The organism is Eggerthella sp. BIOML-A4 (assembly GCF_009875575.1).
Taxonomy (GTDB): Bacteria; Actinomycetota; Coriobacteriia; order Coriobacteriales; family Eggerthellaceae; genus Eggerthella; species Eggerthella lenta.
On the sequence record NZ_WWRX01000001.1, the window covers coordinates 114,011 to 133,863 of the forward strand.

The following is a 19,853-nucleotide window of genomic DNA, read 5'->3' on the forward strand; positions in this document are numbered from 1 at the left end:
CTGTGGGCAAGAGGGACAAGTTCGATTATTTCGATGCGTTCGAGAAACAGACGGAAGTTGCCGTTCAGGAAGCCGAGCTGCTGATCGAGGCCATCGAAAGCTTCACCGAGGCGGAGCATCTCAAAGAGGTCATGGAGCGCGCGCACGAGCTGGAGCACAAGGGCGACGAGATCAACCACGCCATCTTCAAGACGGTTGCTACCGATTTCATCACGCCTATCGAGCGCGAGGACATCATCAACATGTCCCAGTACCTCGACAACATCATCGACTACATCGAAGACGTCATGCAACGCTTCTACATGTACGACGTGCATTTCATCCATCATGATGCGCTGGAGTTCGCGCACCTCATCAAGAAGAGCTGCGTGGCGCTGGACAAGGCCATGGAGGATTTCCGCAATTTCAAGAAGTCCAAGATGTTCAAGCAGCTCATCATCGACGTGAACGATTACGAGGAAGAGGCCGATCAGCTGTACATGACGGTCATTCGCAAACTGCATACGCACGACCGCGAGAACCCCATGCGCGTGCTGGTGTGGTCGCAGATATTCGACCGCATGGAGAAGTGCTGCGACTCGTGCGAGCACGCCGCCGACACGATGAACTCCATCCTGCTGAAGAACGTGTAACCGAAGGAAAGCGTGTCGAAGGGACGGGGGGTTTGACACGCTTTTTCCCGTTTTGCGAGGCGCGGTGTCGCGAGCGTGTCAGATCCCCCGTCCTTTCGACACGCGCTGGACACGGTGGCTTGGTTTTAGCTTCTTGGCTCGAAGGGGTCGCGAGGTTTCTCTTCCTCGCCGCCCATGATGCGGTGGAGCTCCTCGCGGTCCACGATGATGCGGTCGCTGGGGTCGCTGGCTGCGGCGGTGCCGGCCGACGATCTGGCCGCTTGCGAGTCGGATGCGGCAAGCTTGTCGTCCTTGCTGCGCTCGGCCACGTACTCGCCGTTCATGCGCGCCCAGAACGCACGCAGCTTCTCGTAACCGTGCCGCTCCTTGTCGCGCTCCACCTTGCCCTTGGGCGGCCGCACGCGATTCGCCACCGAGCGTACCGGCTTCGATACCGCGCGGGTCACCACGTCGGAGTAGTCGCGCGGCGGCTTCGTGCGCCAGCCGAAGAACAGCGACGCGTAGCGCAGCCCCAGCACCAGCACCACGCAGGACAGCGCGGCGTAGTTGTCCAGGATGTGGTTCTGGCTCATCAACGCGTACACGATGCAGCCCACCAGCGCGGCGCTGCCGTACAGTGCGCCGGCCTGGAACGCCTCGGGCTCGCGGTTCATGCAGATGTCGCGCAGGATGCCGCCGCCCACGGCGGTGATGGTGCCCAGGATGATGGACGGGATGATGTCGAGCCCCGCCGACAGGCTCTTGCTCACGCTGATCACGGCCCACAGCGCTACCGACAGGTTGTCCAGCAAGTCGACGATGGGGTCGAGATAGGTGGCCAGCTTACCGAAGTAGAACACCACCACGCCCGCGATGGCGCAGGCGATGATCAGCGTAGGCTTCTGGAACGCGTAGATACCGTAGTTCTGCAGCAGGATGTCGCGCATGATGCCGCCGGCCAAACCGGTGATAATGGCGATGCACGCCACGCCGAATATATCGTAGCGTGCGCGCACTGCGCTCATGGCGCCGGACAAACCGCCGGTCAGCGCAGCGGCAAGCTCCAGCCAGAAGGGGATGGTGAGGGCGACGTCCAGCATGGGGCGCTTACGCTTCGTCGGCGGGCTGCGGCTGCGCGTCGGCAGCGCCGTCCTCGACCGACACCACGAGCGCCACAACGGGTTCGCCCGAGAAGTCTCGCTCGTTGGTGATGGCGCGCGCTGCTGCGAGATCGAATCCGTCCTCGTCGAATGCGAACAGGTTGTCTTGCGCTTTTCCCAGCGCCTCGCCGAAGAGATCCCAGAAGCTTGCGGTGCTCATGTCTCCCGTGAACGGGTTCTCCCACGTCTCGCGGGCACGGTTGTCGAACTGGCTTTCGGTAAGCGCGACGGGGCGGTGGCTCATCGACTTGTAGAACGAGAAGGGGCGCAGCAGTTCTTCGACGCGCCCGAAGAGGGCGCGCTTGCGGCCGGAGGGCGAGTAGAACACGCGCTGCGCCACGCGGAAGTCCTTGACGGCCGTCTCGAACAGGTCGGCGGGGACGATCTCGCCGTACACGGTGAGGGCGACGTAGGCGTACATCTTCGAGATGACGTGCAGCGTGAAGTTGCTGGCGTTGAGGATTTCGGCGGAGGGGTTGAACGTGGCGATGGTCTCGCCGCGCTTCTCAAACAGAACGAGTTCGTCCAGTTCGCTCTCGATCGTGCCGTGCACTTCGCTTCCGTCGGCGCGCGTCAGGCCTGGAACGCCGGCGTCGCACAACCGGTACTCGTGGAAGTACACGAACGGGTGCATCGTGGAGTCCAGCGTGTAGTGGCAGAGGAAACCCAACGCATAGGCGCGACCCACTTCGCGCTCGGCGCTGTTGAGGATGCCGAGTGAGTTTTTGAGCGCGGTTAGAAGCTCGCTGGGCTTTTTGTTGTGCATAGTCGAGCCCAGTCGGTTGTGCGCGCGCAACTGCGGACTGAGTACCAGGTAAAACAGAGGGTCGGGGCCTTGGTTGCCCAACAGGAAGGCGTCGGCTTCGTCGCGCGAGCCGCCTATGAAGGTGTACAGGCGGTCGTAGACGTCGCGCCCGAAGAAGTCGTGGGTGATGAGTGCGGGCATGGGGATGACGCTCCGTTCTGACTTGAATTTTACCGGTGACGCTACGCGCTATCATATACAATGAGCGGGGACTTGTTAACCTTCGGTTTCGCACTTGTGAAGAAGGAATCCCAAGTTGACGCAAACGAGACGAGAGGCAAGGCCATGGCAGGCAAGCTGACCAAGCAGGAGAAAAGCTGGATCCTCTACGATGTGGGCAATTCGGCCTTCGTGCTGCTTGCGACGGCGCTGATCCCCGTGTATTTCAAGACGCTAGCCGAACCGGGTTCGTCGGTTGTGGTGGCGTGGGGCTATGCCGAGACGGTGGCGTCGCTTCTGCTGGCGCTGCTCATGCCGGTTCTGGGCAGCCTGGCCGACCTCAAGGGCAACAAGAAGAAGTTCTTCATCGGAACCGTGGGCACGGGCGCCATCGCCTTGGCGGCGCTGGGCATCCCGTCGGCTGCGCTGGCTTTCCTCGTGATCTACGTCGTCGCGTCCATCATGCTGAACGGCTCGATGGTGTTCTACGATGCGTTCCTCGTGGATGCCACCACCGATGAGCGTTACGACGAGGTGTCGTCGCAGGGTTACGCCTGGGGCTATATCGGCTCGTGCGTGCCGTTCATCCTGTGCCTGATCGTGGTGCTGGCAGGGCCCAGCGTGGGTATCCCCATGGACATCGGGATGAAGATCGCGTTTCTGATCACGGCCGTTTGGTGGGTGGCGTTCAGCGTGCCCCTTATCCGCGATGTGCATCAGACGCACTACAAGGAACGTGCTCCTCGCTTGATCCGCGACACGTTCGCCGGCCTCTTCCGCACGCTGAAACGTATTTGGAAGGATCGTCGCCTGCGCTACTTCATGCTAGCGTTCTTCTGCTACATCGACGGCGTGCACACCATTATAAAGATGTCCACAAGCTACGGCACCGACCTCGGCATCGATGCGACGCAGCTGGTTTTGGCGCTGTTGGTGACGCAGTTCGTGGCGTTCCCGTCGGCCATCGCCTACGGGCGTCTGTCCACAAGATTCGGCACGAAGCGCATGCTGCTGGTAGCTATCGGCGCGTACTTCTGCATCACGCTGTTCGCGGCGTTCTTCCTGCGCGAGGCCGCGGAGTTCTGGATGCTGGCCATCTGCGTGGGGTTGTTCCAGGGCGGCATCCAAGCGCTGTCGCGCAGCGAGTTCGGCAAGCTCATTCCGAAGGAGCACGCCAACGAGTACTACGGCTTCTTCGACATCTTCGGCAAGTACGCTGCCGTCATGGGCACGTTCCTGGTCAGCTTCTTCACCCAGCTGTCGGGCAACTCGTCGTTGGGCGTGCTGTCCATCGCCGTGCTGTTCGTGCTGGGCTTCGTGCTGCTGTGGAGGATGCCTGAAAAGCAGGGGTAGAGCGCGCGGCGCGCGGGTTTTACGGCCTCCGCGGCGCGGGCGGCTGGTCTCCGGTTGGGGCTCAGCGGGTGCGGCTGATCGGATACATGGTGCGGCTGCTCTCCGAGAACAGACAGGCCACCAGCACGAATGCTCCTATGATGACGGTTGCGCCGACGGCTTTGCAGGCGATGCTCAACGGTTTGCTCATGGCGATCTCCTCGTATCGTGCGTTCACGGGTTCAACTATACCGTGAGCGCATGACGGACGCCTTGACCGCCGCTTACACTCAGCTTACGTCTTCGTAAGACGAGGGTTCCCGGCAAAGCGCAGGTGTGAGGTCGCGTGGGGAAGCGACGTTTCCGCCCTCTGTCGAAAGGATTCCCGTTCGGGTGCCTCTCGCTCGGGGCGGTTGCGGACTGTATGCGGAGCTGGGCGCAAAGCGGCACCCATGGCAAAGTTTGCCGTCACGAACTGGCGAATTCTCGAATCAGCGAAGTTGCGACCAGGCATTATGGTGGGTGACGCCCGTGTTTGCGGGTGCGAGCAGCTCGAAAACGCTTGCGAAATTGTCATGGGAAGCATTTTGCGGCCACGTCGGCAGGATGACCTAGCTCCTGAGGGTCGCCTCTTCGAGATCGAGGCCGGGGGAGCCTTCCGGTTCGCACGCGTAATTCTCGTCAAGCGCGGCCGGTCGTCCGTACGCGCTCCTCGCGATGCGGTATCATGCGTACCGTATCGCATCTTCTTGGAAGATCGCTTCTCATGCGCGATGGGACGGAGGGGCTGTTGGTTACCGTTGCGGACATTATCGCATTGCCGGCGTTCAAGAACGTGGAGCTCGCCGCTCCCTGCGAGGGAGCGGAGCGGCGCGAGGTGCGCAACGTGGGCATCCTCGACTGTCCTCCCGACTACAACGAATACAGTGTATACGTGGCGGGCGAACTCATCCTCACGAACCTCGGGTTCGCGTTCGGCAACCCTGGCATGGCCGAGAAGTCGCTGCTGACGATGCTGCGCCGCGACGTGGCCGCCATCGCCGTCAAAACCGTCTACGAGCCTCCCATCAGCGACGCCGTGCGCAAGGAAAGCACGGCGCGCGGGGTGCCGCTTTATCTGTACGACGGCGCTTACCACGAGACGGTGGCGTACCAATCGCTCGATCTGCTGCAGCGCGATCGCGACGAGCTGGACAAGGGCAAGGCCCTCGACGAGCTGCTGACCGCCCACGACGGCGACCGGGTGCGTACGAGGCTGAGCGCGCTCGTGGGCGTGACGGGCTCGAAGCTGCAGTGCTTCGCGTTCGCCCTGCGCGCGGGCGACCCGTGCTCATTCTACGCCATGCTCGACTCGGTGTCCTCTGGGCTGGGGACGGTGAGGGACGGGTGCGCGATCGTCGAGTCGGCCAGCGTGTGCCGCTACCGCGATCATATCCTGGCGTTCGTATCCTACGGCTCGGCCAGCGATGAGGAGCGGGCGGCCGCCGAGCGCCGCTGCATCGCCGTGACCTCGGTGGAAGGCAGCCTGCACTGCGGCGTGAGCGAGGCGGTGCACCTGTGCGATGGCGACCTGGCTATCCGCCAGGCGCTTGCCGCAGCCGCGAGTGCGCAGCGCCACGGCGAGCAGCTGGCGCGTTGGTCGGGCCTGCACCTGTCGGCATTCGCCAGCGCCGCGCGCTACGACCGCCTGTTCATGAGCGCGAGCGAGCTGTACCGCTCGATGCTGGCCGGCTATGACGACGAGCACGGTACCGAGCTCGTGCGTACGGCCGAGGCGCTGGTGAACTGGCACGGCGACGTGAAGGCTATCGCCGAGGAGCTTCACCAGCATCCGAACACCGTGCGTTACCGCATGCGCAAGATGAAGGCCGTGTTGGGCATTCCCCATGAGGACGACAAGGTGTTCATTAACCTGCTCAGCCTGGTGTTCCTGCCCGAGTTGGGGTGAGGCAAGGGAACGGGTTCACGCCTCATTCAAACGGCGAGGGCACCTTCTGCTTGCTGAGAAGGTTCGCCGCTGCGTACGCTACGAGCCCCGACGCCATGCCTGCGACGATGGGGACTGAGCTTGCTGTTCCCACGACGACGAAGCAGCCCGTCACCGCCACAGTGCTCGCGCCCAGCGCGTACAGCCCTGCCTTCGGGCTGAACCGCTTGAGCACGAAACTGGCCACCAGCGGCACGAACACGCAGCCCGACAGGTAGCCGTAGCAGATGTCGATGCCCACCAGCACGTCGTTGATCCACAGCGAGCACACCATCACCACCACGCCGATGAGCAGGGCGAACAGACGCGTGATGGTCACTTCCTTGAGATGCGTCGTCCTCCGGGCCGCCCCCTTGCGAACGAATCGCAGGTACAGGTCGTTGTATAGGATGGTGGACGATGCCAGGATGGTGCCGCTCGACACCGACATCGTGGCCGCCATCGCCGCCGCCAAGATCAGCCCGCGCACCCCGACCGGCAAGAACGTGGACACGCCCACCACGAACGCGTTCTGCGGGTTGTCCAGATGGGGCAGCAGCACGAACACGCTCATGCCGATGACGACGGTGGCCAACGCGTAGAAGACGCTGTACACGCCCGCGCAGACGGTGCCCGTTTTCGACACCTTCTCGTTCTTCGCGGTGAAGATGCGCTGCCAGATGTCCTGGCCGATGATGAGCCCTGGCACGTACAGCACGATGTAGGCGAAGCTCTTGTCGAAGCCCATGCTGCCCACCGACAGGTACGTCTCGGGCACCTTGCTGACGAGCGCGTCCCAGCCGCCCGCCGCCGAGATGCAAAAGATGGGGGCCAGGATGAGGATGCCCACCGTTTTCACCACGAACTGCACGATGTCGGTCATGGTGACCGACCACATGCCTCCCACGAACGTGTACAGGATGACGATGCCGCCTCCTACCAGCATGGACAGCGTGGCGTCGATGCCCGTCACGCCGTTGATGATGGTGCCGATGGAGATGACCTGCACCACGCTCAGCGTGAGCGTGTAGATGAGCGTGAGCGCCGAGCTGAACACGCGGGCGATGGGGCCGTAGCTGCTCTCCACCACCTCGTTCACGCTGAGAGCGCGCAGCTTCGAAAGCTTGCTGGTAACCAGGAAGCCGGCCGCGACGAGCCCCAGTCCGATGCTCAGGTTGAGCCAGATGCCGCCGAGCCCGAACTCGTAGCCCAGCTGGGCGCTGCCGATAGTGGAGCCGCCGCCCAGCGTGAGCGCGGCCATGCAGCCGAAGAACAGGGGAAACGACAGCCGCCTGCCGGCCACGAGGTAATCTTCCTTCGTTTTCGCGAACCGCGCCGCGATGAAGCCGATGGCCACGATGACGATGAAGTACAACGCGATGATGACGTAGTCGATAGGCGATAGAACCATCTGCGACCCCCGCTCCGTTGGAAGAACCCGCTTGCGCGCTTTCATCCTAGATTCCCGTTGCCCTGTGTCCCTTGTTCGGTCGGACAAAGCGCGCGGCTCGGGTTTTGTCCGACTGTCCAGAGGGGCTCCCTCTCGCCGCTGCGTATGATGCTTCTCGTAACCTGGCCTGCCAGGAGGGGTCGCACCATCGGGCGCGGCGTCCGTCGGGGATTAGGGCGCAAGAGCATCCATCGAAAGGAGCTTCACATGACCGAGTCGGTATTCCGGGGACGCAGCCTCCTCTCCACGAGGGACTACACGAAAGACGAGCTGATGTACCTCATCGGGTTCGCCGAACATCTCAAAGACCTGAAGAAGCGGGGCGTCGAGCATCGCTACCTCGCAGGCAAGAACATCGCGCTCTTGTTCGAGAAGACGTCCACCCGCACCCGCGCCGCGTTCACCACCGCGTGCATCGACCTGGGCGCGCACCCCGAGTATCTGGGCAAGAACGACATCCAGCTGGGCAAGAAGGAGACGGTGCGCGACACCGCGCTGGTGCTGGGCAGCATGTTCGACGGCATCGAGTTCCGCGGCTTCAAGCAGGAGCACGTCGAGGATCTGGCGAAGTACAGCGGCGTGCCGGTGTGGAACGGCCTCACCGACAAGGAGCATCCCACCCAGATGCTGGCCGACTTCATGACCATGAAGGAGAACTTCGGCACGCTGGAGGGCCTCACGCTGGCCTACTGCGGCCAGGGACGCAACAACGTGCAGAACTCCCTCATGATCACCAGCGCCATCCTGGGCGTGAACTACGTGAACGCCACGCCGGCCGAACTCGAGCCCGACCCGGCCATCGTCGAGGTGGCGCGGGCCTTCGCCGCCGAGAGCGGCGCTACCATCACGGTGACGAACGACCCGGTGGAGGCGGTGGAGAATGCCGACGCCATCTACACGAACGTGTGGGCGGCCATGGGCGAGGAGTCTCAGTTCGCTGAGCGCGTGAAGCTCATGTCGCCCTACCAGGTGAACGCTGAGCTGCTGTCCCATGTGAAGAACCCGGACTACATCTTCCTGCACTGCCTGCCGGCCTTCCATAATGCGGAGACCGAGTACGCCGCCGATATGGCCGAGCGCTTCGGCGTGAAGGAGATGGAAGTTACCGACGAGGTGTTCTACTCCGACCACGGCCGCCAGTTCCAGCAGGCTGAGAACCGCATGCACACCATCAAGGCCATCATGGCGGCCACCCTGGGCGATCTGTACATCCCCTGCGTCTAAACACGCTTCCCGGTACGCCGTGCGGCTCTGCGCAGGGTCGCACGGCAGGCTCGGTCTGCGAGGATGCCGCTTCTGCGGCACCCTTGGGCAGCTGCGCCCCGCTGTGCCGGAAGCGTCGAGGAGAGGAGCATCCATGCCAGACAACGAGCCCGAGAAGGGCAAGAAGAAATTCAAGATGCCGAACACCTACGTCATCCTGTTCGGGGTCATCTGCTTCATCGCCGTGCTCAGCTGGTTCGTGCCGGGCGGCGCGTACGAGCTGAACGCCAACGGCGACGCTATTTCGGGGACGTACCACATCGTGGAGTCCAACCCGCAAGGGTTGTGGGACGTGTTCATGGCGCCCATCACGGGCATGCTGGGTTCGGGCGCCATCAGCGGCGCCATCGCCATCTCGCTGACCATCTTGCTGTTCGGCAGCTTCCTCGAGATGATGGAGGAAACCGGTGCGGTGAAGACGGCGCTCAAGCGCATCACCATGAAGAACCAGAACAACATGCACCTGCTTATCGCCATCCTTGTATGCCTCATGTCGTTCCTCGGCACCTTGGAGGGCGCCTACGAGGAAGGAATCGTGTACTTCCTCATGTTCGTGCCGGTGATCCTGGCGCTGGGGCTGGACACCGTGGTGGCCATCATGATCGTGGTGCTGGGCACGCAGGCCGGCTGCCTGGCCTCGACGGTGAACCCGTTCGCCACGGGCATCGCGTCGGGCATCGCAGGCATCTCGGCCGGCGACGGCATGGGCATGCGTGTGCTGATGCTGGTGGTGTTCACGGGACTCGTCATCTTCATCATCAACCGCTACGCCGACAAGGTGAAGGCTCATCCCGAGAAGTCGGTCCAGTTCTTCCGTCGCAAGCTCGATCTTATCGAGTTCCCGGTCTCGGCTGACGAGAACCTGGAGCTGTCCGGCCGTCAGAAGGGCGTGCTGGCCATCTTCGTCCTCACGTTCGCCATCATGGTGGTGGGGTGCGTGCCGTGGACTTCCATCAACCCTGATTGGACGTTCTTCGAGCAGTTCGTGTCGTGGATCGGCGTCACGCCGGTGCTGCGCGAGGTGTTGGGCAGCGACATCACGCCGTTCGGTTCGTGGTACTTCCCCGAGATCGCCATGCTCGTGATGGTGATGACGCTGCTCGCGGGCATCGTCATGCGCTACAAGGCCGATAAGATCATCGACACGCTGATCAAGGGCGCTGCCGGGCTCGTGTCCACCGCGTTCGTCGTGCCGCTGGCGCGAGGCATCCAAGTGGTGATGGACGGCGGGCAGATCACGCCCACTATCTTGCACATGTGCGAGAGCACGCTGTCGGCCCTGCCTCCCGTCGCCTTCGTCATCGTGGCGCTGGTCTGCTACTTCCTCATCGCGTGCCTCATCCCGTCGTCGACGGGGCTGGCGGCCGCGACCATGGGCATCATGGCGGCGCTGTCGCAGTTCGCCGGCGTGGACGTGGCCATCATGGTGACCATCTACTGCATGGCGCTGGGCCTGGCCAAGATGATCTCGCCTACGTCCATCGTGGTGATGACCTGCACCTCGGCCGCCCACATGAGCTACGGCGACTGGGTGAAGCGCGCCGCTCCCATCGTGGGCTTCCTGTTCCTGGTGTGCTGCGTGTTCCTCACCGTGGCCGTGATGCTGTAACCCTCCGCGCTGCCCCCCGGGGCGCCCCGCGCGCTCCGGCTTCTCAAACTGCTTCCCAAACAACCTGTCAAACGAAAGGAGCCTATCATGGCTGAAGAAGAGAAGGTCTACGTGTCCAACGCAACGAACCCCCTGAAGAAAGTGATGATGTGCTCGCCGCGATACTACCAGTTCAACGGCATCAACGTGATCACTGCCGAGTGGATGAAGAAGGGCGACCAGGAAAAGAACGACGTCATGGTTGCCGAGTGGCAGATGCTGGTGGATGCGTTCAAAGACAACGGTATCGAAGTGGTCGAAGTGGAGGCGCGCCCCGAGTTCGAGGTGATGACGTTCGCCCGCGACTACGGTTGCATGATCAAGGAAGGCGCCGTGATCGGCCACTTCCGCCACCCGGTCCGTCAGGTGGAGGCCGTGGCGTACGAGGAGAAGCTGAAGGAGATGGGCGTTCCCATCGTGGCGCGCGTGAACGCGGGCTGCATGGAGGGCGGCGACTTCTGGATGATCGACGAGCACACGCTGGCGTTCGGCCAGGTGGACCGTACCGACCAAGCCGGCGTGGACAACCTGCGCGACCAGCTGCAGAAGTTCGGCTACACCGTGGTGGGCGTGCCGTGCCCGCCGGACAACCTGCATCTCGATATGATCTTCAACATCGTGGCCCCGCAGGTGGCGCTGGCTTGCATCGACCAGCTGCCCTACAACTTCCTGCAAATGCTGAAGCGTCGCAATTTCGAACTGATCCCCGTTGCCAGCGAAGATATGTACAAGCACGGCTGCAACGTGCAGTGCATCGGCAACGGCAAAGTGGTGGCAATCGAGAAGAACAAGCACATCAACGACAAGATGCGCGCGCTGGGCTTGGACGTGATCGACGTGCCGCTCGATCAGATCCTGCATGCGGGCGGCGGTCCTCACTGCCTGACCCAGCCCATCGAGCGTCCGTAACTTCGTCGAGACGAAAGAAGGGTTGCCATGAAGGTTCTCATCTGCGATCACGCCGATTGCATGATGCCCGACCACGCGTTGGAGATCGAAACCCTGCGCGCGGGTCTGGGCGAGGACGTGGAGGTCGAGGTTCTCGAGTACGAGGACGATAAGCGTGATGAATTCTACGAGCATGTGGCCGATGCCGACGCGTTGCTGACGGCGTTCGTTACGGTGGATGCCGAGGCTATGGATCGCGCGCCGAAGCTCAAGGTGGTTTCGCTGAACTCTACCGGGTTCGACCAGGTTGACCTGGACGAGGCCACGAAGCGAGGCATCGGGGTCTGCCCGGTGGGCGAGTACTGCACGTGGGACGTGGCCGAGAGCGCCATCGCGTACATGGGCGCGCTCAACAAGCACTTCAAGTTCTACCAGAGGGAGATCGACGAGCGGCACAAGTGGGATTACGCCGCGGCGCCCCAGTGGCCGCGTCTGGAGGATCAGGTGCTGGGCATCGTCGGGTTCGGCAAGATCGGCAAATGCACGGCCGAGAAGGCGATGGGCCTCGTGAAGCGCGTGATAGCCTGCGATCCGCACGCTGACGACGCTGCATTCGCCGAGCGTGGAGTGACGCGCGTAAGCAAGGAAGAGCTGCTGTCTCAGGCCGATATCATCGTGAACCACATGTGCTTGACCGATGACAACGTGCGCTTTTTCGACGAGGCGGCGTTCGACGCGATGGCGCGACGCCCTATCTTCATCAACCTGGGCCGCGGCCTGTGCGTTGATGAGGAAGCGCTTGTGGACGCGCTCGATGCGGGCAAGCTCCGTGCGTTCGGCGCGGACGTGCTGTACGACGAGACGCCCGACTTGGCCGCGAACAAGCTGGTGGGGCGCGACAACGTCATCATCACGCCCCATTCTGCGTTTTACTCGACCACGGCTATCGAAGACTTGGAGCGTTTGAGCTGCGAGAACATCGTCCATTTCCTGAAAGGCGAGAAGGAGAAGGTATTCAAGCTGGTCAACGAGGTGTAGGGCGAAACGGAGGGAGGGCCGTCGCAAGTACGGCCCTCCCTCGCTGCGCGCGTTCTGGGCGCAAACGGCCTCCTGTGACAAAGTTCGCCATGGCGAACCGCCGATTTTCCGAAGCGGAAAATCGCCACCAGGCATTATGCCGAACGTCATCCGGGTCGGTCGGCGCGAGCGGCCCGAAAACGCCTCGGGAATTGTCATGGGTGCGCTTTCGCGTCCATTTTTCTCGCGAGTCGGGTTGGATGCTTCGTGCCGAACGGCAGGATGCGCCAAGTGGCGCAGGACGGCGACTCGTCGTATCATGTCCGTGACAGGTTTCGGAAGGAGCTCCTCGTGATCACGGTTGCGGACATACTTGCGTTGCCGGCGTTCGAGCAGGTGCAGCCGCTGGTGCTGTGCGAAGGAGCCGAGTTGCGAGAAGTCCACAACGTGGGCATCCTCGATTGCGCTCCCGATAAGGACGGCGGCTACGAATCGTACATTCCCGGCGAGTTCATCGTGACGAACCTGGGGTTCGCGCACGACGATCCGGAATTGTCCGAGCGATCGCTTCTGGTCCTGATAGCGCGCGGCGTTTCGGGTATCGCGTTGAAGAAAGCGTATCGCCCCATCGTCAGCGACCGCGTGAGGGCTGCCAGCGAGGCGGCGGGCGTGCCAATGTACTTGTACGACGGCGGCTACCACGAAGTGGTGGCATATCAGGCGCTCGATCTGATTCGGCGCGACGGCGAACAATCCGATAAGGGACGCATCATGGACGGCTTGCTTTCTGGGCACGATCCGCATGCTGCTCGTGCGGCGTTGTACGAGCTGGCGGGGGCGACCGGATCGACCGTCCAATGCATAGCGGCGTCCCCGAAAGCGGACGACGAATGCTCCCTATACGCCATGCTCGACGCGATGACCGTCGTGTTGGCCGAGTTCAAGCGCGATTGGGACGATGTGGTGGAGGCGGTGTTCGCCTTCCGCTACCATGGCGCGTTGCTTGCGCTGGTGTCGTACGCGCAGCCTCCTGCCGGTGTGCGAACTCGCTCCGAAAGCGACCTGACGATGCGCCTTTTGGCTGCGGGCCAGGTGCATCTGGGAGTGGGCGAGGAGACGCCGCTTTCCGACGGCGACATGAGCGTGCGCGAGGCGCTTGCCGCGTTGAAGACGGCGCAGGTTGAGGGCGATCGCGTGGTGTGCTGGGCCGATCTGCATCACGATGCGTTTCGCGCGGCCGCCAACGAGGGGCGCTTGTTCTGGCGCACGGCCGCGCTGCACAGGGCCTTGCTGGAAGAGCACGACGACGCCCACGGCACCGAGCTTGCCGCGACTGCCGAGGCGGTCGCGCGCGCCTACGGCGACCTGCGTCTGGCGGCCGAGGCGTTGCACCAGCATCCGAACACCGTGCGCTACCGCCTGCGCAAGGCCAAGGACGTGCTCGGCATGCCCGATTCCCCCGATCGCGAGTTCGCGTTCCTGCTGGGCCTCGTGTATCTGGACTACACGAATCCCTTGCTGCAGCCGTAAGGGCAGGGGGCGGCGGCTCGCTACGCGGCGCTCGATGCTTTCTCGGCCAGTCCGCCTGCAATAATATGATTTAAATAATCATGGACAAAAAGCACCACTTTTCAGTAGTTTTCGACGCGTAATGGGAGCGAGCAGGAAAGAGAGGTCGAAGAAACCCCAGGTGATGAAAGGCTATTCCAAAATGAGAATAAAGAAAAACGGCATATTTTGTCCATGATGGTTTTGGTAATGAATCAAGTCGCAGCGCGCCGCTGTCTCACGAGGCAACGGAGGCGCTTTGAAGCTGTCGGGATGCTTGTTTGTACGATCGGCCAAAACCGACCGGCGAGGTTCTCCATTCGTCCAAAAGCCATCTTTCCTTGGTGCAGTACGCTGGATGCATCGAAAAGGAAAGGAGCATCTCATGTTTGGAAAACTGAACGAGCAGGCTGCGTCCGCCCTGCTGTCTTTGGAGCCCGGCGACCTGTCGTATTGCCTTAAGCTGGCGAAGCGCTTCGAGCACATGGGCATCGAGAGCGATCAGGCGAGCAATGCGTTGTGCACGCTCGTTGAGAGCGGCGAGCTGGAGACGATCTACCAGGCGGGGTAAGCGTATGCAGAGCAACGTCGAAGCTGTCTTCGGTTCGGGACGTCGCCCGCATGATCTGCTCGGTTTCGAGCGCATCATGCGGGCGACTGCTCGTTCTCTTCGTTTTCCCCATGTAAAAAGCTCCTGTTAACGGGCTTTCTATAGGCGACGATGCGACCGTTTGGTATAGTGGACAGCCGATTGGGTTCAACCTGACGAGAAAGAGCACCATGTCGCTAATCGTATGCAAATTCGGGGGCACGTCCGTCGCTTCGCCTGAGCGCATCCAGATGGTCGCGAAGAAGCTCATTGCGAAGAAGCAGGCCGGGCACCAGGTGGTCGCCGTCGTGTCCGCCATGGGCAAAACCACCGACGAGCTGGTGGGCCTTGCCGCCTCGCTCAACGACAACCCGCCGGCGCGCGAGATGGACCGTCTGCTGTCCACGGGCGAGCAGGTGTCCATGACGCTGCTGGCCATGGCCATCGAAGCGCGCGGCTACAAGGCCATGAGCTTCACGGGCCGCCAGGCCGGCATCGAGACGGACGGCACGCACGCCAAGGCCAAGATCGTGAAGGTGCACAACGAGCGCATCATGGAGGCTCTGAACAGGGGCGTTATCGCGGTAGTGGCCGGGTTCCAGGGCATCGACGCCAACGGCGACATCACCACGCTTGGTCGCGGCGGCTCCGACACCACGGCGGTGGCGGTGGCGCACGGCCTGGACGCCGACGTGTGCGAGATCTACTCCGACGTGGACGGCGTGTACACGGCCGACCCGCGCGTGTGCCCGCGCGCCAAGAAGCTCGACGTCATCTCCTACGACGACATGCTTGAGCTGTCCAGCTCCGGTGCCGGCGTGTTGCAGATGCGCGCCGTGGAGTTTGCGCGCAAGTACCAGGTGGTCATTCATTCTCGTTCGGCGTTCTCCGACGCCGAAGGCACCTATATCAAGGAGGAAACCGACATGATGGAGGAAGCCGTCATCACCGGCATCGCCCACGACACGTCCGAGGTGAAGTTCACCATCCGCGGCGTGCCCGACATGACCGGCGTGGCTGCGAAGGTGTTCTCGGCGCTGGCTGGCAACGCGGTGAGCGTGGACATGATCATCCAGAACATCTCGGAAGCCGGCATCACCGATATCAGCTTCACGTGCCCCGGCGCCGACCTGGCGCGCGCGAAGGAGACAATCGAGCGCATTCTGCCCGACATCAGCGCCCGCGATTACGACGTGGACGAGGACATCGCGAAGGTGAGCCTCGTGGGCACGGGCATGAAGTCGTCTCCCGGCGTGGCGGCGCGCGCGTTCTCGACGCTGGGCGAGAACCAGATCAACATCCTGGCCATCTCCACGTCGCCCATCCGCCTGTCGGTCGTGGTGGACGGCGCGCAAGCTGCGGCGGCGGTGCGCTGCCTGCACAAGGCGTTCGACCTCGACTCCGACAGCGTGTTCGAGGAAACCCAGCTCAGCGCGGAGGAAATCGCTGCAAAGATGAACAAGGGAAGATAGAAGCTTTGCCATGCATGTGTTTCGCTGGCGATACGCATGTTAGAATGTGTGCGAGTCAGCGGATGTAAGTCCTGAGCGTCAGGCGGCACCTACTTCTTGAGGAAGGAGGTGACTCGCTTGGATGCTATCGTGATAATCCTCAAGCTCGCAGCTTCGGCTGTTGGGCTGGCGGCCGCGATTGTCGGCTTGCTTCGGGAGGCGGTGGCGTTCGCCAAGGCGCTTTGGGCGCACCAGAAAGAAGATGACCGCTAGCAGCAACTAGCGGTCACAAACCTTAACGGTGTCGCCTGCTCTTCACCTCAGGCCATCCGCTGACTTCTTCATTATATACTAGCGGCAGTTGGTTGCGCAAACGCGTGAGCGAGGCTTGTCGATAGGGTGCATAAGCGGGGAAAGGGAGTTGCTATGACATGGACGAAAGAGATTCCGGCTAATCCGGTGGTGGCTGTGGCGGGGGCCACGGGCGCGGTGGGCGCCGAGTTCTTGCAGGTGCTGCACGACGTCGACTTCCCGGCGGCCGAGGTGCGCGCGCTGGCATCGGCTCGCTCGGCGGGCAAGAAGCTGCCGTTCCTGGGTTGCGGCCAGGTTCCGGCAGGCGAGCTCACGGTGCAGGAGATGACGCCGGAGTCGTTCGAAGGCGTGGATATCGCGCTGTTCTCGTGCGGTGCCAGCGTATCGAAGGAGATGCGCGAGGCCGTGGCCGCGGCCGGCGCCGTGATGATCGACAACTCCAGCGCGTTTCGCATGGACGAGGACGTGCCATTGGTGGTGCCCGAGGTGAACCCCGGCGACGTGGCCTGGCATAACGGCGTGATCGCGAACCCGAACTGCTCCACCATCCAGATGGTGGTGGCGTTGAAGCCCCTGTACGATCTGTCGCGCATCAAGCGCGTGGTGGTGTCCACGTATCAGGCGGCCAGCGGCGGCGGCGCCCCGGCTATGGCCGAGCTGTACGACCAGACGAAAGAGTTCCTCGACGGCAAGTCCGACGACGAGCTCACGGTGAGCGCGTTCCAGCATCGCATCGCGTTCAACTGCATTCCGCATATCGACAAGTTCCTCGAGGACGACTCCACCAAGGAAGAATGGAAGATGGTCGTCGAGACGAAGAAAATAATGGGAGACCAGGACATTCGCGTGGCCGCTACGTGCGTGCGCGTGCCCGTGCTACGCTGCCATGCTGAGGCCGTTTACGTGGAGTTCCAGGACGAGGTGGGCGTCGAGGCCGCGCGCGCGGCGCTCGAGGCGTTCCCGGGCATCGTGGTCATGGACGACTGCGCCACGAACACGTATCCCATGCCGGGTCTGCTGGCCGGCACGAACGAGACGTACGTCGGTCGTCTGCGCCGAGACGACACGGTTGATCACGGCTTGGCCATGTGGGTGGTCGCTGACCAGATCCGCAAGGGCGCGGCTCTGAACGCCGTGCAGATCGCGCAGCTGCTGCTGCCGTAAGGCGCAGCCTGCAACCGCGCATGTTCCGGGGGCCGCCTTCGGGCGGCCGCCGTGCGTTGGGAAACGTTTGCTTCCGAGGGAGGCGACGCCCAGCGGAGCGAAGTCCTCGACTTGCGTGCGCTTCTGCCACGAAAATCGACGATTTCTCCCATGTCCTTGAGTTATGTGCACCTGGAAAACGCCCGGTTTGGTAAAGGCGAGGTTCGATAAAAACGCGACCAGGCATGATGCCGAGGCGTATGCAGTCTTTCGTCCAAACGCGGCGCGATTTGCGTGGCAGAGGTGCGCATAAGTCGGGGACATGGGAGAAAACAGCCGGTTTGATTGCAGAAAGCGTAGCTCGCCTATAGCCGAAAACGATGCGAAGGATTCGCATTAGCGTACCCTTGCGTCTATAATCTTCAGATCGTAGGTGTCGGAAACCAACTCTTGGGGAATTTTATGTGGCTCATGCTTGCTTTAGCGGTGGTCGTATGCGTTGCGGTGCTGTATGTGCCGGGGTATTTGTTCGCACGCTCGCTTTCTGTGGCTCGTTTTGCTTCCGTCGCGATTGCGCCGATGATCTCGATTTTCTTCCTGGCGGTGCTGGGTATCGTCCTGTTCGAGGTCGGCGTGACGTGTTCGGGCCCCGTATTGCTGGCGATCGCCGTCGCGATCGGCGCGATTGCCTTGCTGGTGAGCAAGGGCATCGCTCAGGCGAAAGCCCCGAACGCCTCTCGTGAGCTGATCGCCATCGACGACGTGAAGGGCGCGTGGAAGGCGGCGGCTCTGTACGTCGCTGTGGCGTTCGCGGTCGTGTTCGTCGTGTTCCTGTTGGCCATCGACGGTCCGGAATCGTTTTCGAGGAACGATGACACCACCGTGCACCTCGCGATTGTGCGAGGATTCCTGGACACGGGCACGTTCTCCACGTTGCATGCGAGTTCGTACCTCGATCAGGGCGTCACCAGCTCGTTCTATCCTTCGGCTTGGCATGTGGTCACGGCGGTCGTGGCGTCTTTCTTCGGCAATGCCGTGACGCTTGCCGCAAACGCTTCCATCATCGCGCTGACGGCGGTGGTGTTTCCCCTGGGCATGTGCCTGCTGTTCCTGAAGCTGTTCGGCGAAGGCAAGCGGGTCGTATGGGCGGGCTCGCTGTTCGTCGTGGCGTTTTGCGGGTTCCCGTGGGGGTTCGTCGTGTACGGCCAGCTGCTTTCGAACATGGTGTCCTTCATGCTGATCCCGCTGGCGTTCGTCGCGCTTGTCGGGGCGATCGAAGCGAAGGGGCTCTCGGGCAAGGTCAGACTCGCGTTCCTCGTGGCGGCAGGTCTCGTTTCCATAGCGCTGTCGCAGCCGAACGGCGCGTTCACCTTCGGAATCTGGGCGGTGCTCTACTGCATGGGCCGGATACTGGTTCCGCCTTGCGACGACGCGCCGCGCATCGCCTCGAAGCGCATCGCGGCAGCCGCAGCGCTTTTCGCGGTGGCGTGCGCGGGCTGGGTCGTGCTGTATTTCGCACCGTTCTTGCAGAACGTGGTTCAGTACACGTGGAAAGCCACGCTTTCACCTCTCGAGGCGATCGGCGGCGGCTTGCTGTTCATGTTCACGACGCGCGAGGGCGTGCAGCCTTTCTTGAGCGTCGCGGTGCTGGCGGGCGTCATCTACACGTGCAGGAACAGGCGGTACTTGTGGATGACGGTCGCTTACGCGTTCGCCTTCGTCGTGTACGTTATCGACGTGTCGACCGACGGCGTGGTGAAGCAGGTGCTGTCGGGGTTCTGGTACACCGACTACTACCGAACGGGCGCGATGACGGCGCTTTTCGCCATCCCGCTTGCTTCCTTGGGTTTCGTCCAACTGGTCGATATCGTCAGGTCGTGGTGCGCGAAGGCTCTGCGCGTGCAGGCGGATCATCCGAAGTGCAGGTACCTGCCGGTGGGCATCCTCGTCGCGCTGATGCTCATGTGCCAGTTCTTCCCCTTTCATGCGAAGCTGATGGGTAAAACCGACATCGGCGCGGGTCTGGTGAAAATCCATCGCGAGGTGTCGATGCGGTATTCATGGGATCGCGGGCTGACGGGGGAGGAAGACGCGTTCGTGAAGAAGGCGGTGGAGCTGATTGGGGAGGGTGCTCTCGTCATCAACGTGCCGAGCGACGGCAGCTGCTGGAGCTACGGGGTGGAGGGCATCAACACCTATTTCAGGCGCTCGTCCGACAACGGAAGGGGCGGTGCCGAGGAAAGCAAGATCCTTCGTACGCAGCTGCGCGATATCAGCACGTCCGAAGAGGTGCAGCGGCTCGTGAACGACCTCGACGCGCGCTACGTGCTGATGCTCGACGTGCAGGGAAGCGACCATCGCACCACGACGACCATCCGCTACAAAGAGGAGAATTGGCGCGGCATCGAAACCATCGACGAGCAGACACCGGGCTTCAAGCTGCTTCTCAGCGAAGACGACATGCGGCTCTACGAGATCGTGGGGTAGCGCTCGCGATCCTTTCCTGCGCCA

General features: G+C 62.4%; 17 protein-coding genes. 13 read left to right on the top strand and 4 right to left on the bottom strand.

Annotated elements, in window-relative coordinates; all coding sequences use genetic code 11:
* Positions 1-2: 2 nt before the first annotated feature.
* Entirely contained in the window at positions 3-632 is a 630-nt protein-coding gene (locus GT613_RS00510) for a DUF47 domain-containing protein (RefSeq protein WP_009306822.1), read from the top strand.
* A 125-nt stretch (positions 633-757) separates the two neighbouring features.
* On the opposite strand, the gene GT613_RS00515 is transcribed toward GT613_RS00510, so the two are convergent.
* Both GT613_RS00515 and GT613_RS00520 read right to left on the bottom strand, forming a co-directional pair.
* Positions 758-1,711 (bottom strand): trimeric intracellular cation channel family protein, encoded by a 954-nt coding sequence (locus tag GT613_RS00515; protein ID WP_009306820.1) that lies wholly within the window; start codon positions 1,709-1,711, stop codon positions 758-760.
* Positions 1,712-1,718: 7 nt separating this feature from the next.
* Positions 1,719-2,717 (bottom strand): zinc dependent phospholipase C family protein, encoded by a 999-nt coding sequence (locus tag GT613_RS00520; protein ID WP_035585659.1) that lies wholly within the window; start codon positions 2,715-2,717, stop codon positions 1,719-1,721.
* Between the two features lie 144 nt (positions 2,718-2,861).
* On the opposite strand from GT613_RS00520, the gene GT613_RS00525 reads away from it, so the two are divergent.
* On the top strand, positions 2,862-4,088 hold the full coding sequence (locus GT613_RS00525) for an MFS transporter (protein ID WP_035579014.1): 1,227 nt from the start codon (positions 2,862-2,864) through the stop codon (positions 4,086-4,088).
* A gap of 61 nt (positions 4,089-4,149) precedes the next feature.
* On the opposite strand, the gene GT613_RS15605 is transcribed toward GT613_RS00525, so the two are convergent.
* On the bottom strand, positions 4,150-4,278 hold the full coding sequence (locus tag GT613_RS15605) for a hypothetical protein (protein WP_009609324.1): 129 nt from the start codon (positions 4,276-4,278) through the stop codon (positions 4,150-4,152).
* A 555-nt stretch (positions 4,279-4,833) separates the two neighbouring features.
* On the opposite strand from GT613_RS15605, the gene GT613_RS00530 reads away from it, so the two are divergent.
* Entirely contained in the window at positions 4,834-6,015 is a 1,182-nt protein-coding gene (locus GT613_RS00530; RefSeq protein WP_009306813.1) for a helix-turn-helix domain-containing protein, read from the top strand.
* Positions 6,016-6,037: 22 nt separating this feature from the next.
* Here GT613_RS00530 and GT613_RS00535 read toward each other — a convergent pair whose 3' ends face one another.
* The gene (locus GT613_RS00535) at positions 6,038-7,444 is read right to left on the bottom strand and encodes a sodium:solute symporter (protein WP_114516663.1); all 1,407 of its coding nucleotides are present in this window, start codon (positions 7,442-7,444) and stop codon (positions 6,038-6,040) included.
* A gap of 246 nt (positions 7,445-7,690) precedes the next feature.
* On the opposite strand from GT613_RS00535, the gene argF reads away from it, so the two are divergent.
* The 10 genes from argF (at position 7,691) to GT613_RS00580 (ending at position 19,829) form a co-directional block, all read left to right on the top strand.
* The gene (gene argF / locus GT613_RS00540) at positions 7,691-8,707 is read left to right on the top strand and encodes an ornithine carbamoyltransferase (RefSeq protein WP_009306809.1); all 1,017 of its coding nucleotides are present in this window, start codon (positions 7,691-7,693) and stop codon (positions 8,705-8,707) included.
* Positions 8,708-8,840: 133 nt separating this feature from the next.
* Entirely contained in the window at positions 8,841-10,355 is a 1,515-nt protein-coding gene (locus GT613_RS00545; protein WP_009306807.1) for a YfcC family protein, read from the top strand.
* Positions 10,356-10,442: 87 nt separating this feature from the next.
* Entirely contained in the window at positions 10,443-11,303 is an 861-nt protein-coding gene (locus GT613_RS00550) for a dimethylarginine dimethylaminohydrolase family protein (protein WP_009306805.1), read from the top strand.
* Positions 11,304-11,330: 27 nt separating this feature from the next.
* Positions 11,331-12,320: a hydroxyacid dehydrogenase gene (locus GT613_RS00555; protein WP_009306803.1), complete on the top strand. Its 990-nt coding sequence runs from the start codon at positions 11,331-11,333 to the stop codon at positions 12,318-12,320.
* A gap of 330 nt (positions 12,321-12,650) precedes the next feature.
* On the top strand, positions 12,651-13,829 hold the full coding sequence (locus GT613_RS00560) for a PucR family transcriptional regulator (protein ID WP_009609372.1): 1,179 nt from the start codon (positions 12,651-12,653) through the stop codon (positions 13,827-13,829).
* 403 nt (positions 13,830-14,232) lie between these two features.
* Positions 14,233-14,418: a hypothetical protein gene (locus GT613_RS00565; protein ID WP_009306798.1), complete on the top strand. Its 186-nt coding sequence runs from the start codon at positions 14,233-14,235 to the stop codon at positions 14,416-14,418.
* A gap of 209 nt (positions 14,419-14,627) precedes the next feature.
* Entirely contained in the window at positions 14,628-15,908 is a 1,281-nt protein-coding gene (locus GT613_RS00570; RefSeq protein ID WP_009306796.1) for an aspartate kinase, read from the top strand.
* Between the two features lie 117 nt (positions 15,909-16,025).
* Positions 16,026-16,160, top strand: coding sequence for a hypothetical protein (locus GT613_RS15610; RefSeq protein WP_009609461.1), 135 nt, complete (start codon positions 16,026-16,028; stop codon positions 16,158-16,160).
* 153 nt (positions 16,161-16,313) lie between these two features.
* Positions 16,314-17,363: an aspartate-semialdehyde dehydrogenase gene (locus GT613_RS00575; protein ID WP_009609347.1), complete on the top strand. Its 1,050-nt coding sequence runs from the start codon at positions 16,314-16,316 to the stop codon at positions 17,361-17,363.
* Positions 17,364-17,813: 450 nt separating this feature from the next.
* On the top strand, positions 17,814-19,829 hold the full coding sequence (locus GT613_RS00580; protein WP_238031727.1) for a DUF6541 family protein: 2,016 nt from the start codon (positions 17,814-17,816) through the stop codon (positions 19,827-19,829).
* The last annotated feature ends 24 nt before the right edge of the window (positions 19,830-19,853 follow it).